Annotated in this window: 13 protein-coding genes; 5 read left to right on the top strand and 8 right to left on the bottom strand. The window is 35.9% G+C overall.

The features are described from left to right. Positions 1-100 precede the first annotated feature (100 nt). The 4 genes from ACFOUY_RS18305 to ACFOUY_RS18290 form a co-directional block, all read right to left on the bottom strand. The gene (locus ACFOUY_RS18305; RefSeq protein WP_378962687.1) at positions 101-1,438 is read right to left on the bottom strand and encodes a cysteine peptidase family C39 domain-containing protein; all 1,338 of its coding nucleotides are present in this window, start codon (positions 1,436-1,438) and stop codon (positions 101-103) included. Positions 1,439-1,632: 194 nt separating this feature from the next. Next, positions 1,633-2,553, bottom strand: a complete 921-nt coding sequence (locus ACFOUY_RS18300) for a hypothetical protein (RefSeq protein ID WP_378962686.1) — start codon at positions 2,551-2,553, stop codon at positions 1,633-1,635. Between the two features lie 232 nt (positions 2,554-2,785). Continuing rightward, positions 2,786-3,025, bottom strand: a complete 240-nt coding sequence (locus tag ACFOUY_RS18295) for a hypothetical protein (protein WP_378962685.1) — start codon at positions 3,023-3,025, stop codon at positions 2,786-2,788. A gap of 173 nt (positions 3,026-3,198) precedes the next feature. After that, complete coding sequence (locus ACFOUY_RS18290; RefSeq protein WP_378962684.1) at positions 3,199-4,770, bottom strand: vitamin K epoxide reductase family protein; 1,572 nt, start codon at positions 4,768-4,770, stop codon at positions 3,199-3,201. A 592-nt stretch (positions 4,771-5,362) separates the two neighbouring features. On the opposite strand from ACFOUY_RS18290, the gene ACFOUY_RS18285 reads away from it, so the two are divergent. From ACFOUY_RS18285 to ACFOUY_RS18265, 5 genes are read left to right on the top strand one after another with little or no spacing between them, the layout of a single operon-like run. Further along, positions 5,363-5,545 (top strand): hypothetical protein, encoded by a 183-nt coding sequence (locus ACFOUY_RS18285; RefSeq protein WP_378962683.1) that lies wholly within the window; start codon positions 5,363-5,365, stop codon positions 5,543-5,545. A 35-nt stretch (positions 5,546-5,580) separates the two neighbouring features. Next, positions 5,581-6,999 (top strand): S41 family peptidase, encoded by a 1,419-nt coding sequence (locus tag ACFOUY_RS18280; RefSeq protein ID WP_378962682.1) that lies wholly within the window; start codon positions 5,581-5,583, stop codon positions 6,997-6,999. 3 nt (positions 7,000-7,002) lie between these two features. After that, entirely contained in the window at positions 7,003-8,127 is a 1,125-nt protein-coding gene (locus tag ACFOUY_RS18275; RefSeq protein WP_378962681.1) for a sensor histidine kinase, read from the top strand. Then, positions 8,127-8,852: a LytR/AlgR family response regulator transcription factor gene (locus ACFOUY_RS18270; protein ID WP_378962679.1), complete on the top strand. Its 726-nt coding sequence runs from the start codon at positions 8,127-8,129 to the stop codon at positions 8,850-8,852. The genes ACFOUY_RS18275 and ACFOUY_RS18270 overlap by 1 nt, the downstream gene beginning before the upstream one ends. Positions 8,853-8,876: 24 nt before the next feature. Continuing rightward, positions 8,877-9,107, top strand: a complete 231-nt coding sequence (locus tag ACFOUY_RS18265) for a hypothetical protein (protein WP_378962678.1) — start codon at positions 8,877-8,879, stop codon at positions 9,105-9,107. A 596-nt stretch (positions 9,108-9,703) separates the two neighbouring features. Here ACFOUY_RS18265 and ACFOUY_RS18260 read toward each other — a convergent pair. The 4 genes from ACFOUY_RS18260 to ACFOUY_RS18245 all read right to left on the bottom strand — a co-directional run bounded on the left by ACFOUY_RS18260 (position 9,704) and on the right by ACFOUY_RS18245 (position 16,550). After that, on the bottom strand, positions 9,704-9,994 hold the full coding sequence (locus tag ACFOUY_RS18260; protein ID WP_378962677.1) for a hypothetical protein: 291 nt from the start codon (positions 9,992-9,994) through the stop codon (positions 9,704-9,706). Positions 9,995-10,407: 413 nt separating this feature from the next. Beyond that, entirely contained in the window at positions 10,408-11,079 is a 672-nt protein-coding gene (locus tag ACFOUY_RS18255) for a GntR family transcriptional regulator (RefSeq protein ID WP_378962675.1), read from the bottom strand. 48 nt (positions 11,080-11,127) lie between these two features. Continuing rightward, positions 11,128-12,417 (bottom strand): glycoside hydrolase family 28 protein, encoded by a 1,290-nt coding sequence (locus ACFOUY_RS18250; RefSeq protein ID WP_378962674.1) that lies wholly within the window; start codon positions 12,415-12,417, stop codon positions 11,128-11,130. Positions 12,418-12,839: 422 nt separating this feature from the next. Further along, complete coding sequence (locus ACFOUY_RS18245) at positions 12,840-16,550, bottom strand: two-component regulator propeller domain-containing protein (protein WP_378962673.1); 3,711 nt, start codon at positions 16,548-16,550, stop codon at positions 12,840-12,842. Between the last annotated feature and the right edge of the window lie 343 nt (positions 16,551-16,893).

Raw genomic sequence — 16,893 nt, 5'->3', positions numbered from 1 at the left:
TCGACCACACCAGGCATTAAACTTCAAATCTCCTGTAGATTTATTGCAGGAAATTTGAGGACAAAATTATACTTTTGAATGGTCTGAAAAACAGGGGAGCTTACACAAGCATCTGGTCAATGGGACTATTTAACTGTCCCATAATATACTGCACCGCCATCATGGCACCTAAGGTAAGGTTACCATCGATTACAGATTTTGCGACAAGAAAGGTTATTAGGATGTTTTTCCCTTCATTGATAAAAAATGCTCCAGCTTGCTGATATTGCCCCAGTTTGAGACTTTTGATATTAAACTGAAAAATACCTGCCTGAAGGCGCTCCCATTCCCATCGCTTCTGTTGTTCACAGTTATTGAGTTTTATCTCCTGCATCCCGCTGATAAGTTGTACAACGGAACTTTGATTTTTGGCTGAAAGATCAAACCGTTTAAAGTCGAGGTTACGGCGTCGTTTGAGAAATAGTATAACCCATAAACTATAGAGGATGGTGCTGGTAAGGAATATTAGGAAAATGTTTACATTGTAATACACCAGGACAAAGCTAAAAACAATCAGATTGAAGACGGAAAAGATTACACTTAGCGTTGATCCTGTTAGAAAGGATTCTATCCTTTTTTGATCGCTCATACGCTGCATAATATCACCTGTCATTTTAGTATCGAAATAGCTGATGGGCAGTTTCATCAGCTTGGCGAGGAAGTCTGTCAATATGGATATGTTAATCCTGGTACTGATATGCAATAATATCCAGGAGCGTATAAATTCAACACTTATCCTTCCGATAAATAGCATAGTCTGGGCAATCAGTATAACATATATAAAATTAAGGTTTCGCGTATTGATCCCGACATCGACAACCGACTGTGTTAAAAACGGAAGTATCAACTGGAGAATACTGCCTACTCCCAGGCCTACAAAAAGCTGGATAACTAGTGATTTATAACGATAGAGGTATTTGAACAAATAGGAAATACTGGAGCTATTGTCGTTATCGCCCTCCTGTTGATAGAATTCTGGAGTGGGTTCAAGTGACAGCGCTATACCCTCTTTTTTTTCATTTTTGATGGTTGAAAGCCAGTGTTTTTTGAACTCAGCTTGCGTATAAGCTATAAGTGCTTTGGCAGGATCGGCGATGTAATAGTTATTTCTTTTTATCTTATACAGTACCACAAAATGGTTTTTATCCCAATGCAGAATCATGGGTAACTCAGCCTCTGCCAGCTCCTCAAGGGACAGCCGAACCGCGCTAGTTCTAAATCCGATTTTCTCAGCTGCTTCACTGATGCCCAGCAGCGAAACACCTTCACGGTTAATACCAGAAATATCTCGCAATTTTTGCAGGCTGATGTGTTTGCCATAATATTTCGCGATCATGCGCAAGCACGTAGGCCCGCAGTCCATTTGGTCGGGCTGCTTATAGAATAAAAAATTTTTCAAGATCTTGTTTTCGGTATGTGTTTTTGATCTACTCTATTCTGATAAGTATATTTGTTGACTGATCCGAGTAGGCAGAAATCAAAATTTGAAGAAATGGTAATTAGATAAATAGATTTTGTTTCTAATCCGAATCACCTCCCGGATTGTTATGGGGGTCAATGGTCGAAAGATTATGGAATGTAAATCCTAAACCCTCAACCTACTATTATTTTTGTCCTGGCCAGCACCCGTTGATTAGCGATTTCCTTATCTAGGTTAGGGATTAACTCTGGGGAATAGCGGTTGACCTCCTTGCGGTAATTTGCAACCAGAAGCATTATAAAATAATCCCTGATGAATTTGTCTGGAAAGTTATTTATGTAACCGTAAAATAGCCTGTAATTTTTTTCGATAGCCAAATCGCCATATTTATTTGTGGCCACCCTCTCAAAATATTTCTTGAAAACGTTCTCCATAGTAAAATTAAGAAGTGTGTCAGAGGGTTTGAATATTGTTTTGTTGAATGCATACTCTAGAGAATCACCCAATAGTTTTGCCCCAGGCCGATTACCTTCCTGAATCAATTTATTTTCAAAAAAAATCAGGTTAAAGAGAAACGTTGCGGAATTTTGCCTTTTAAGGTATTCGATAAGATCCTTTGAGCATGTTTTAAATCTGGGATCAGTATCATATATGTTATTGGCAACTTGATAATAATGTTTAAGGTCCTTATAAAAAGATCCGGTCATATCTTTGTACGCGTTCGTGGTGAGTTCGGGATATTTCACTTTCGAACTTATAGATATGTTATACTTTGCGAACTCGTAATTTCCCTTATTACCCCCAGTAGCGGTAATCGTATCAATTAGTTGATCAAATGTCCTAAGGATGACGGTATAATTTACCTTCACTTTATCTCCAGGCTCGATATAAATGGGTTTATAGTTTAAAAAAACAATTTCTGGCCTTTCGTTCCTAATTGTTAAGATATAATTTTTATCATCTATTTTTTTCACGTTAAAATCCGGAGAAACTGGAAGAGTATTTCCCCTATCGAGCTGAAAAGCCAGCTTCGAACTTGAAAGAGATCCAATTTTTTCATAGTCTAGTTGATTAAAAAAACGTCTTTTTTCCACGTTCACCATAGTTGAATTGGTTAGCTGGATCTGGATGATGCTTTCCTGTTGACCATAGGAGCGAGCGGATAAAAATAGTAGGATAAAATAGATTATGCGTTTCATAGTTATCGATAAGAGTAGGAGTATGTTTACTTTAGCGTAAGATAATCAAAGGGCTTTGAAAATACTTATTTCCTGATGAAAATGTTGTTTTCAAAGCGCCCTTGATCAGATTAGAGCGAGATAATGATTAGCACCAGAATTCCTGTCCGCCTGGTACGCTACAATAGTTGTGGCATCCAGGAGCACCATTACAGTTTCCAATATTATAATCTCCATTATTGTCATGGCCTACCCAGCCCCCTTCTGTGTCGCAGGCACCACCTGCGGCACATGGATTACCGTTATTTCCACCTGGAGTTCCTACTGGATATAGCCCGCCCATTACATTTTTCATCTCAGCTCTGCTGAGTAAGTTTGCTGTTTTCATTTTTAAAAGTTTAAATTTGTTTTATAGGTCTGTTGCCCTTTCACGCAAGGGTAACTTCAGCGATGCTGGTAAACGCCTGCACTCGTTACTTGGGGCAGTTTCGTTGCAACCAGCTGCCCCTTTTTTGCAAAATTCGTTATATATATATTTTCTTAAAGTATTGTTTCAAATAACTACAAAATATATTTAAGATCTTCCAGTTCGTATCCCTTGGGGATTTGGTATCCATTGACGAAAATGGTTGGTGTTACGGTGATATTCGCAACCCTGCACCACTTTCGTTGATGATTTAGGGCTGTCTTATCCGAATCACTTTTGGAAACGGGATATCGTACCGCCCAGCCTTCATATTTAACCCTCTTCCCGTACCAGTCTTTTAATGCATTTCCGGCTAGATTTGCATCTCCTGATTGTGTTAATGCAATTAGGTGTCGAGCAACTTTGTAACGAAAATCATGCTCATCGCGATCCGTGGCAAACAACACCTTCACCTGTATATCCTCTCTGATTAGCATCCAAGTATCCAAAAAATCATGCGCTTTTGCACAGGCAACACAGGCGGGGTTACTGACCATTGTGATAGTTATAGGAGCTGACGGGTCACCGAGCCTAACGGGCATAAGAGAATCATCCACGGCATATCTTGACTGGCTAAGCAAGCTCTGCTTAAAAACATGATGTTTAAATTTAAAAACCCTTAACTGCTGCTTTAATGGCTCTACTTGTACTGAAAGGGACAATGCTGGCTTAAGCAGAAACCATGCAATCACAGGTATCAAAAAAAACAGAGGCGTTAAATAGGCAAAGGTACCGCTATTTTTATTAAAGACATTGAAACCGATATCAATCAGAAATTCTGCCCATAATAGAAACTGTACACTGCAACATAGGATACACCAGCTTTTATTTCTGTATTGATAGGTAATAGAATAAATAGTATAAGGTAACGCTAATACATTTAGCCATGCAGTTAGGTAGATTAACGATGGGTGTACAAGAAGTAACAGTAAGGAACCCATAAAGTAAAAAAAGCCGACCTCACTCCAGCTTAACCACGCTGTTATCTGCGCAGCCTCTGATTTCAGTATAGAGTCACAATCACTTTTTCCAGCCAAGCCACATATGTTCTTTATAAAAGGGTTCTGCGAATTAATACTTTGTACAAGTAGTAAGGTGCTTATGCCAGTTCCAATTAGTTTTATTGAGCACACAATAACGTAAGAAAGTGAAAATGGATGGCTGGCAATAGCAAGTCCAAAAATGGCAAGACAAAATAAAATAGCAAAGGGAAACAGTATTCTCTGCAGAATATCTTTTAGATATTTTTCTTGATAATCTTTTTCTCCACTGGTAGGTTTTTTTTCGGCATGAAATGCAATTCCGTCCCATCTGCTCAAAAATTCCTGTTCATCCATTATTCCCTGTCTATTTTCTTCATCTGTGTAGTGTACAATACCCTTTTCAATAACATGTACCAAAATGAATCTTCCCCCCATCTCTGTAAAATGTGCTGCAAAGGGAAACAGCAGATCCCCAGTTTGGAAATCCGCTTTATCAATTCTGTAGGTCTGGTTATCCATATTCCAATCCCTCAGACAATCACTTAATGCAAGTATGCTAGGATATTCGGGATGGTCGGTAAGACAGGCATCAGCTGCTGATGCGGTGACTTTAACTTTCAAGCTCTTTAGTAGAGCCGATAATATGGCCTCTAAATTTGGGCGCTTAAATGTGAAAATATTCATTGGTTAATTAGAGTTCATAGTTTCCCGAATCGCTTTAGTATTTCTTTATCTTTTTGTTTTACTAATTTTCATACTATTTATTGTTTATCAAAGCTGGAATCAGAGGTAATACACCAAAGCTCATTTTTAAAGGACACAAAGATCTTCTCGGATGACAAAAGGGATAAAAAACATATATTTTACTATTTCCCTTTACTTACTGATGCAGAGAAACTTAATTTTTTCGAGTAAAAAATTACGTAAAACCGCAGATTTTCAGTCATTCTTCATATGATTCTCTAAAGATCATGATAAATGTATAGTGAAATTAACTGTACGATGTAAGACCTGAATCAAGAGATTCCTCTAGCGCCTGCTTTAATTAACATCTATTCAAAATGTTTTCTCTGATATCGAGGTGGAAGATTTTGCAATCATTAAGTATTTGCACCGCTATTCATTGCTAATTTACCATTTAAAGGCATGAAGCTTTCAGTAGATGTACAATTAATAAGGCAGTTTCGTCCTTCAAAAATCCTATTTGGTGTATTATTTTTGTAAACAATGCAAAGAAATAATACATTTAAAGTATTAAATAATCACCTACAACATCATGAAAACAAACAAATTAGAAAAAAAAGTACAGTTTATTTTTAAAAGAAAGCCTGTTGAGCATCTAACCAAGCAGCAGATGCAAACAGTTAAAGGTGGAAATGGAACCCAGAAGGCAACCGATGGACCTTCCGTTGATCCTGGTTGTACAATCGTCCAGATACCAACACAGACTGGTATTTAATACTTATTCCTTATAATTGAGAAATAAGTAGTCCTATGTTGAAAAATTATCTTTGTGCCCTTATTCTTTTTACTCTTGCCCTCAAAGCTAAAGCAGATGACTGTTCCTGTGCCATCAACTTCGACTTTATGGTCAAAAAGGTTAAAAAAAATTACGTTGGTTTCTATGATAAAGTCACTCCTGCCAACATGAAGAAATTTGACCGTTTTACGGACAGTTTATCTTTAGTGGCTAAAGTGTCAGACAAGTACCAGTGTTCTTCTCTTATGAGGGAATGGCTGGGCTTTTTCAGGGATAAGCACATGACCGCAGGAATAGATGCTACAGGCTTTTCTGCGGATTCGATCCGTAAATTTTACGCAGCCGACAGAAAAGTCTCCTGGAGCGAAACGGACTTCAGCGTTTATTTGGTTTCCAACAAGAAACGAATCGATAGCATTGAAGGAATCTGGGGCAACACTGCAGGCGGTTATCGTGTCGGGATAATAAGGGATGATAAAAATAGAAATTCATTTCTTGCCTTCACCATTACAGCGGACAACATATACTGGATGCCGCACCAAATTAAATTTGAGATCCAAAAAAATCTTGGCAAGTATCAAACAAAACATTTTCGTACAAAAGACCATTCGTATGCCTATCCGATGTTATACAAAAATAGGGATACACTCGATTTTGGTATTTATGGCAAGTGGGTTAAAAATCCTGACGATTTACCTGCCAAGTCCACAAATATAAAAACTGCCGATCTCTCACCTAAATTTAAAGTTTTAGACAAGGAAGGCGCTCTTCTTTCCTTGCCCTCGTTTGCTTCATTGGAGTTTATCAAAGTTATGGATACACTACTTAAGCAGAATGAACAGGTACTAAAAAAAACAAAGCATCTTATCATTGACTTGCGCAACAATGCTGGAGGATCAGTTTTAGTTTATGAAAAACTTATACCTTATATTTATACCAGCCCTATTCATAAAGAGGGTGGCATGGTACTCGCTACAAAAGATAATATTGAAGGCGGATATTCAAATCTTCATCCAGAATTATCCGATAGCCTGCAAAAATATTTTAGGGAACGCTTGGAAAGGCTAAAGGATCATCAGGACCGTCTGTATACCATTTATCCTGTTGATACGCTCAAACTTCCATCGGTAGAAAAATACCCAGAGCGCATTTCTGTTATGGTAAACAGGAATACTGGAAGTGCAGCTGAACTTTTTTTGTTGGAGGCTAAACAGAGTACAAAAGTTAGGCTGTATGGGGAAAACAGCGGAGGAGCAATAGATTATACTGAATTCATTAAGGCAAAGATGCCCTGTTCCTTTTTTGTCCTGTATTATCCCGCTTGTAAGTCATTACGCCTACCAGAATATCCATTGGATAATATTGGTATAGCACCCGATGTAAAAGTCCCTGCAGGGATTTCCGACTGGATTGATTACGTACGAAAAAATTAAAATATGGGTTATAGTATAAAAACCAAAAAAACAATTGCCTACCACATCATATTTTGGCTATCCTATATGGTTTTGGGGGCACTAATGGATTTCGGCAGGAACCCCAAGCATTTCTCAGTTAATGTTTTGGATATGTTTTTTACGCATTTCCCAAACATGGTGGTCTTCTATGCCTGCTTTTTAGCTTACATAAAATTCCTGCATCCGATAAAAACGCTCAATCTTATATTATCACTCTCGACCATATACGTACTTGCCATTTCACTCTGGCTTTCAAATAAATTTTTTATTGCGCCTTTGATCCATCCCAATAAGATCAACTCATCAGCCACCCCCTTTGACGCATTTAGATTCTGTATTGAAGTATTTTGGCTCTTTCTGATGTATGCCTTTTTCTCGTTCGGTTACTATTATATGAGGAAAAGCATTAAGTCTGAAAGAAAGCAACGCATAATGGAAAAAGAAAAATATGAAGCTGAATATGCTTTTTTAAGGTCGCAGATAAATCCACACTTCTTGAATAATACCTTAAACTTCTTATATGCCAAATCAATTCCCTTATCGGACGAACTCTCGGAAGGAATTATGGTATTAAGTGAGATCATGAAATATTCACTAGAGATTGATAAAGATGACAAGACGACCCTGATCAGCAGTGAAATAGAACATATTAAAAACGTTATTAAAATTAACCAGCTGCGGTTTAATAACAAGCTCCAGATAAACTTTGTGGTTAACGGACCTACTGATAGCGTGCGGATTATACCCTTGATCCTGATAACCATTGTCGAAAATATTTTAAAACACGGTATTTGTACTGACGCTGCACATCCGGCTACAGTTGTTCTGAATATCGGAGAAGGCGGCAGCATTTGCTTAAGAACATTTAATAAGAAAAAAAAGGGGCCAAAAGAATTTTCAAGTGGCATAGGAATGGATAACATTAAAAAAAGGCTAAGCCACTTTTATGAAAAAAGTTTTAGTATTGACATCCTCGATACAGAAGCGGACTATACTATCGAGCTAAAAATAGAGCAGCTGGCTACAGCTACTCGCTTTGAAAACAATATCTACACAAAACGCAATTCCATAATAAACGAAAATCTAATTTACCCCTATCCGATATAATGATAAACTGCATTATTGTCGATGATGAAGAGCATGCAATTGATGTTATAAAACACTATATCAAGTCCGTTAGCCAGCTTAACCTCATTGCCTGTTTCACCAATCCTGCCGAAGCAATCGTCTTTTTAGAAGGCCACCAGGTTGATCTTTTATTTCTAGATATAAATATGCCTGAGTTGTCGGGTATAGAATTTATACAGACCGTCCGTCATGCAGGCTATCATTTTGTCCTCACCACAGCATACCGCGAGTTCGCAACAGACGGTTTCGATCTCGATGTTGTTGATTATTTGGTTAAACCAGTTCCACTGGCACGTTTTCTACAAGCTGTAACCAAAGTTCAAAAACTTATTGGCAAGAAAGACGCAGATAATGCCCTGATACAGAGAGATAACGACTATTTCATTGTAACGGCGCAGTCCAAAAGTAAGATGGTCAAAATCAACATCAATGACATTGATTATATCAAGGGAATGAAAAATTACGTTGCTTTCCATCATAATGGTACACGTACCCTATCGCTAATTACACTGAAGGATGTAGAGGTAAGGTTGGCGACTAAACATTTTATGAGGGTACAGAAATCATTTATTATTGCCCTCGATAAAGTAGTGGCAATTAATGGCAACCATGTCTTACTTAAAGGGGTTTCATCCGAAATTATGATTGGGGATACCTATAAAAAACTTTTTTTGGATACAATAAAGAAGAATCTGATTATCTAACTTCTCGGTCAACCTTTGTTTGAGATGGGTTACTATTATGATTCCAATAATCTATTGAAGATTACCGATATCACTTATCTCCCAAAATTATTAGAATTATTAAAGGTAGCCAAGCTTAATCGAGATAGCGACGAATTCGACAGATTAGAACCTGCGGTAACAGAAGCTTTGATGAATATGGGTTATATGAATGAGGAAAACCTTCATGCTGTAAAAAAGGGCTGCTTGAATTTATTGAGCAAAATAAAGGAGTGATACCACATATAAACTTTTTACATCCATTGATTGACAGAATGGAATATCAATTTTATCTGAGTGCTTCGCAAACTGGGAATATAAAGGAGGCCTTGGTTCATGTTGAAAAAATCCTGCGATAAAGAGATGATTGGAAATTTCGGAAGCCTTGACCAAGCGATTCCGTGGTGAATTGACCATACACGAAAAAATCTCTGCCGGTTTAGAGGCATTTGTAATGAACGTCTTAAGCTGATCATTTTATTACGAAACCGACTGGCTTTAGTTTCGAAATCTCCAAACCGTTACTGTCACCAACATCAAAATAAGAATTTACTCTGATTCCCTCATTCAAAGGTATAATGGACAAACTGCAACCTATTGATCCCATGCCACCGGAAATTACATTTGAATTAAATCATTAATTATCTTGCGACTATAGATTTGGCGGAACGGGGTCAACTAGATTGGTTTTTCCAGCCTACAAATTTCAGTTCAAAAATTGTCTAGGGACGATCCCTTAAGTTTTAAAATAATTTGCAACTTTCGCCAATTCCTGCAAATCAGCCAAGAAAAAATTCGAAATCTGCCCAGTGACGGCTACCATAATGGGCAAGTCAAACGGGAAAGCGCACAGCCTCATTCATTCGAACAGTTCGATGTTGTGTTCCATCAAAGTGAGTTTTTGGAGATAGATCGAACTGATTAATCTTCTTTTCCCTTCCGAATCTGCCTCCAAATAGGTTTCGTGGATGTTTTTGAATAATGCAGTCTACATTGTATTTTTTAAATTCCTCCACAAACAGCTTATTGACTTTTCCAGGGTTATATCTCACCCCGTATTTTGAAAAGCAATGATAATAGTTATAGTGTTTGCTGTAACCTTTTGATGCACTACCTGATAGCATACATCCGCATTTTGGACATATCAAAAACCTACGCAAAGGGAGCATATCGAGTGAAAATATAGTTGTCTCCTTCGATTTGTTTATACCTTTGATAAGCATTTCTGCTGAATCTGTGCCATTTGGTAAAAAGTACCAAACCCGTTTGCCCTCTTTTCTTTTTGAGATCAGCCAATAATTTTTGCCATGTAGGCCATACAAAGCTTTTGGCTAAATGATCCTCAAAAACAACTCTCCTCACTTTAATATCCCTACCAGTTACTAAATTTAAATAAAGAGACCTCTTCTACGATTTCAACTAAACTATCTCAAATAAGATAATATAAAAACTTCACCTTTACTGGGCTTCTTATTACCCAACGTTCCAATGACTTCAGATTTGAAACCATATTTCAAGCAAAACTTCTTTAAGCCATCTAAAATTTCGAAGGGAAAATAATATTCAACTTGTTATATTTTGAAAGTACATTCAGCGCCTTTTCCAGAGCACAGAAGATATCCCTGTCGAAATCTTCGTAAACGGTACTGCTTATACCTTTAAATTGGGGAGAAAGTTTATCTAGAATAATTAACTTTTCTTGGGGAATGGCTTGAATAATTTCTATTGCCTCTTGCATATTTTGTTGAGCTGGAGGAATAATTACATAATGAGAATAGTGATCTATTTTGCTTGTAATTATCTTTTTAAAAAGGTTAAAACTATTATTGTAGATATTTAAATCCAAGCTGGCTTGTTCACCCAATGCATCAGCGAGAGAATCATAAATTATTTTTTTATGACCACTCCACTTATTTAAAATCAGGCAGACTTTATGTTTTTTTCTACCTTCGTTTTCAATAATATAATAACCTTTACCTGGCACTGAAGTAACGACTCCCAAATCTCTAAGAGATTTATAACCTTTTTCTATGGTATCTCTGGATATATCTAATGCTATGCTCAATTCGTTTATTGATGGCAAACCCATATCAACCGAAAGTTTTCCGGTTTGCACTAAATTCAAAATTAAATTAGTTACCTGCTGATATTTTGGAGTAACTGAATATTCATTAATATGAATACTATTTACAAGCTGATGCGAATTCATAAATTTTCCTATAATTTCTTTTATAAAAACTTATTTCCAAAACACTATTTAAAATCCTTTAGGCATCTGTTCTGAAGCGGTTAATTGACTCCTTTCAAGAAGCTTTCCGTTAACAACAATATTTTCAAATTTTACATCACTATATTTAGTATTGAACGAATTTGATTTGGAAACTGCTTTGATATTTTTTATTCTTATCCCCGAGACAAGATCTTGTTTGTTTCCTTGTATGTAACCTAAATTTTGGCAGCTTACATTTATATTAGAGATACTAATGTTTTTTACCGTTCCGAAAGGCTTTTCATTACTTGAACCTAAGTCAAAGAATTGTTTCCATGGTTTTATACTGATAATTGAACCGCATCTTCCCGAAATGTTTTCAACTTTTATATTTTCAAAAACCTGATAGGTATCTGGTCTCATTTTTAAATTAAGTAGTGGGCAGTCATTTTCAACCTTACAGTTTCTTATGGTAAGATTATTAACATAAATACTTTCGCTACCTAAAGTTACACTGGCATGTGCGGGTCCGAATGTGCAGTTTTCTATTAAAATATCTTCAACAGGACCATTTTCTTCAAGCTTGTGTGCAGTTGGGCCTTTACCGCCTTTAATGGCAATTGCGTCGTCATTAACAGAAATATAACAGTTACTAATTACAACATTTTTACAAACATCAAGGTCTACCCCATCAGTTGATGGGGCGGCAACCGGCTTAAATGGAGAACGTATATCACAGCTATCGATGGTAACATTATTACATTGATAAAGATGCGTAGTCCAAAAGCCTGAATTACGAAGCTTAACATTTTTAATGGCTACATTATCGCTTTTCCAAATAAAAATCAAACGTGGTCGATGCACTTCAAGATTTGTTGTTTCTTTACCTATTTTTTTTAAAGAATCTCTACGGTGCCAAAATGCCACCCAAAATTTATGCCCGTTTCCATTTATCTCACCCGGCCCATTTATCGAAAAATCATCAACCTTGTAAGCGTTTATCAATGCAGCAAAGTAATCTTGTTTAACGCCTTCCATTCTGGATGGGATAAATGGATATTGTTTTATGTCATCGCTACCTTTTAAAACTGCACCTTTTAATAATTTAAGTTTCGTATTCTTTTTAAAAAATAGCGCTCCCACAAGAAAGGTTCCTTTTGGAACCACAATTGTGCCTCCACCTTTGGCAAAAGCATCATCAATTGTTTTTTGTATCTCAGCAGTGCTTAGTAATGTGCTATCTTTCCCTGCGCCATAATCAGTTATTAAGAACTCCTGTGCATTTACATTTTTTGCAAAAAGGAATAATATAATACTGGTTAGTAAAAATGACCTCATGTTATGTGTATTAAAAAATAATTTGAAAATGAATTGAGGATTATTTTGATTTTAAAAAAATGGTCTTATAAAAGCAAATGCTATTTAATTTTGTTAAAACCCTTGTAAAAATTAAAACCTTTGATGAGTATGCTCAGCTAAAGAAATATTTATTTTCTGAAAATAATTTAAGAGATGCCGAGCGCCAAAAGTAGCACAAGCAAAATTTAAAGGATAGTTGCCCATAACGAAGTAAGTTTTGATCTGGTTAGTAATTACTGCAGAGAACTATAATCTTTATCAAGCTACATACACTCTACTTTTCAAAAGTAGCTTACATATATTTTTTGCAGGGGTAATAAACAGTCAAAAAACAAGTAAAATTATTCCACAGCAGAAATTCACGCTAGGTGGTACGCATTTTTAAATGACTTTATATTTTTTTATTCTGAGAAATCTTGTGTTTTTACAAATTCCGAAGGAGACATTCCGAACTCCGTTTTAAAACATTTTCTGAAATAATTCGCATCTGTGAAGCCTACCATAAAGGTAATTTCATTAATATTAAAGTTTTTGGTTGTTAAGAGTTGTTGGGCTCGTTTTAACCTTATCTGACGGATAAGATCCACCGTTGTTAGTCCGGTTAATGCTTTGGTTTTTCTATATAACTGCGTTTTACTCACAAATATGTGTTCAGATATACTATCAACATTTAAATCAGGATTACTGATGTTATCTTCAACATATTCTAAAAGTTTTTTCAAAAGTTTCTCATCTGGTGTAACCGGATTAAAACTAGAAGGCTCAATAATTACATTAGCCTTAAAACGCTCTCTTAACCGTTCATTAGATTGTAAAATGTTGTTGATTTTTAAGTAAAGTATAGATAAATTAAATGGCTTTGTAATATAATCATCAGCACCAACCCCAAGTCCTTCTAGTTGAAGTTCGATAAGGGTTCTTGCTGTGAGTAAAATTACTGGTATGTGGCTGGTGTTAGGATCATTTTTTAAAATTTTACAAAATTCTAATCCATCCATTTCGGGCATCATAACATCACTAATTATCAAGTCTAAAGCATGTTTCTCCGAAATATGAAGCCCTTCTACGCCGTTCGAGGCTTCAAATACAAAATACTTTTCAATTAAAAAGTCTTTTAAATATTGCCTCATCTCGATATTATCTTCCACTAAAAGAATTTTAGAACGCGAATCACCTTCCTTAATCTCCGCACTCGTCAGCATTATTTCTTCGGCCTCGTTTTGGTAAATCGGCAAAGCATCAAAATCATTATCAATAACATTTTCGCCAGTTGCGTTATGCCATGGAAGTTTTACGGAAAAGGTAGTCATATTTGCACCCGCAATACTTTGTAGACTTTCAACATCAATACTACCGCGATATTGTTCAACAAGCGATTTTGTGTAAGCTAAACCTAAGCCAGTGCCTTTTGCAAATTTTATTTCTCCTCTTTTAAATGGCTTGAAAATCTCTTGTAAATCTTGTTTTGAAATACCTATGCCATTATCCGAAACAGAAAGATCTATAAGCTCTTCTCCATTAAAAAGTGACTTTTTTAATCTTACCTCTATTAAGCCTCCATCTTTGGTAAATTTAATAGCGTTGGAGATTAAATTATAAAGTATTTTTTCGATTTTATCTTTATCAAAACGGGAAAGCCCGTTTGAAACTATAGAATCAAAACGCAAATGAATACCCCGTAGCTCTGCGGCTTCCCTAAACGAATTTGTAATGTCACTAACGAGCTTCACCAGATCCCCATATTCAACTTTAAGAATATCATTACCAGTTTCAAGCCTTCTAAAATCTAGAAGTTGATTAATAAGATTCAAGAGCCTGTCACCATTACTTTTCATAGTTGAGAGTTGCGAAGATACCTGTGTAGACGAGGAAGGCATTTTTAACAGACTTTCAATTGGTGCTAATATTAGAGATAAAGGCGTTTTTATTTCGTGAGAAATATTTGTAAAAAAATCCAACTTATTGCGATGTAATTCATTTTCCTTTTCATGTATTATCAGTTCGTACGATAATTCTGTACGGATTCTGGCCAGTTTAGTGGTGTAATAGTGATAAATATAGGCCGCTAAAACTAGCAACAAAGTATAAATGAGATAAGCCCATATACTCGCCCAAAATGGCGGAGTAATCAAAATACGTAAGTTAGTAGTTTTCATGTTCCAGATACCATCACCATTTGCACCTTTTACTTTAAATAAATAACTACCAGGTTCTAGGTTAGAATACGAAGCAATCCTTCTAGAAGCATCTATATATATCCATTCTTTATCAAAACCTTCTAACATGTAAGCATATTTGTTTCCTTCTGGAGCCGCGTAATGTAAGCCTGCAAATTCAATAGCAAAGCTTCGGTCTTTGTAGCCAAGATTAATAGAATCGCTTAGATAAAGTGGGTGCGTGAGGATTACTTTTCCATTCACTTTCTCTCCTACGTCGACAGATTTGTTCAACACCTGTAATTCTGTTAAAACTATTCTGGCTGAAGTTGTATCGGGAAATATTTCTCCTGGCTGAAATGAGTTATAGCCACTTGTTCCACCAAAATAGAGCATTCCTGAGCTATTATCTTTAAAAGCTGCTCCTTCTACAAATTCATTACTTTGCAAACCATCTTTTGGGGTATAATTTATTATTTTGAAATTAGTACGGTTAATTTCAGAGATACCCTTTTTATGACTAACCCATAATTGTCCCTGATTATCTTCTAGAACTGCCGAAATTGTGGAGTTTAGAAGTCCGCCTGGTCCTACCCTAAAATGTTTGAAAGTTTTGCTAACTGAGTCGTACCGATCAAGACCATTCCCCGTTCCAATCCAAATTTTATTGTCACTATCTTCAAAAACAGTGTAAATTCTATTGTCGCTAATTGTATTTTTTCCTAATTTTTCATCGAACCTATTGATAAGCATTATTTCTTCCGCACCATTTTCTTTAAATACATAAAGCCCTGTACCATCAGTACCAACCCAAATCTGACCAAAATGATCTTGAAAAATTACCCTCGACCTTAGTAGTGGCAATGGCTGAGAAGGCTTTAATTTAATGAAGTTATTCTTACTTGTTATGTACTTGTAAATACCACGCCAGGTAGCAAACCAAACATCTCCTTTTTTATCCTCGCAGATACCATAAACTGCATTCCCATCAAGATCCAGATCATCGAAATGCCTAACATTTGTATAATTATCTTTAGAAAAACCATCAAGTCCATCCTTATGACCAATCCAAACATAACCTCTTGAATCACAAAAAATATTTCGGATCTGATCACTGCCAATCGTTCGTTTATCGCCCGAAACATGTTGCAGATGAACAGTGCTTTTGCCCGGACGAATTACTGACAGCCCCTTATTTCTGGTTCCAATCCAAAAATTTCCGCTCTTATCTTTAAAAAGTGCATTAATATTATCATCAACTACGGATTTATTATTCTGCGGATCGTGGTTATAGTAATTAAATGGTTTTGAGTTTAAATTAGCTTTATTAATACCATTTCCATAAGTACCTACCCAAAAAATATCCTGATTATCTAAATAGATATCGGCCACATAAGAATCATTTAAAGACCAGCGTCCCGAAGGATTTGAGGTAATTACTTTTGATGTTTTAGTTTTTAAATCTGTTTGTATCAGCGTATTTGATGCGGAATCTATCCTCCATTGCCAGCCACGGTATCTTACATCAACGGAGCGGTAATGGTCAAATCTTGACATTGATTGCAAAAATTTTGCAGGCACTTTATTGATTGGTATCCTATCGAAATCATCCTTTAGGTAATTATATTTAACTACAATAGAATCATTAAAAGTTAGTATCCAAAGATCTTCGTTCTTATCTTTTACAATATTGTGTATCCGGTTGTTAATAATACTACGGGGATCGGATTTATCGTAACTATAAATTTTAAACTTGTAACCATCGTATCGGCAAAGCCCCGACCAGGTTCCAAACCACATAAATCCATATTTATCTTTTATGATTCCATGTATGGTATTTTGTGGAAGTCCATTTTCTGATGTTATATGTTCAAATTTAAGATCTAATCGTTGAGCCGAAGTCTCTGCAAATAGAAAAATCAAACTTAGAAAAAAAAACACCTTACTACAGCTCATACAGAATAAAAGTCTTTAAAATCTGGTTAAAATTTAACCATTCTTTTTTAATGTGGATATACCCAAAGGATTATTTTAGGAAAAGATTGGATAAAAGAAGTGTTTCAAATATATTAAATTAAGCCAAGATGATTCAATAGCTACAAAAAAATAAATGTGGTAATGACGGTTTTTTACCGAATTATTGACGAAAAATTACTGCTTAAGGCATTAAATATCCGGTAATTTTAGACTTATAACCAAATCAAAATATCGCATTATGAGCAAGACTAATAATCTTAGAAGGAATACCCTGATTTTTCCCGATCTAATTACTTTCAAGAAACATTCCAGGTTACGAAAT

It is taken from the genome of Pedobacter jamesrossensis (assembly GCF_042650905.1).
In the GTDB taxonomy this organism is placed as follows: Bacteria; Bacteroidota; Bacteroidia; order Sphingobacteriales; family Sphingobacteriaceae; genus Pedobacter; species Pedobacter jamesrossensis.
Note: the sequence above shows the minus strand (reverse complement) of the source record. Positions and strands in the feature narration are given on the sequence as shown.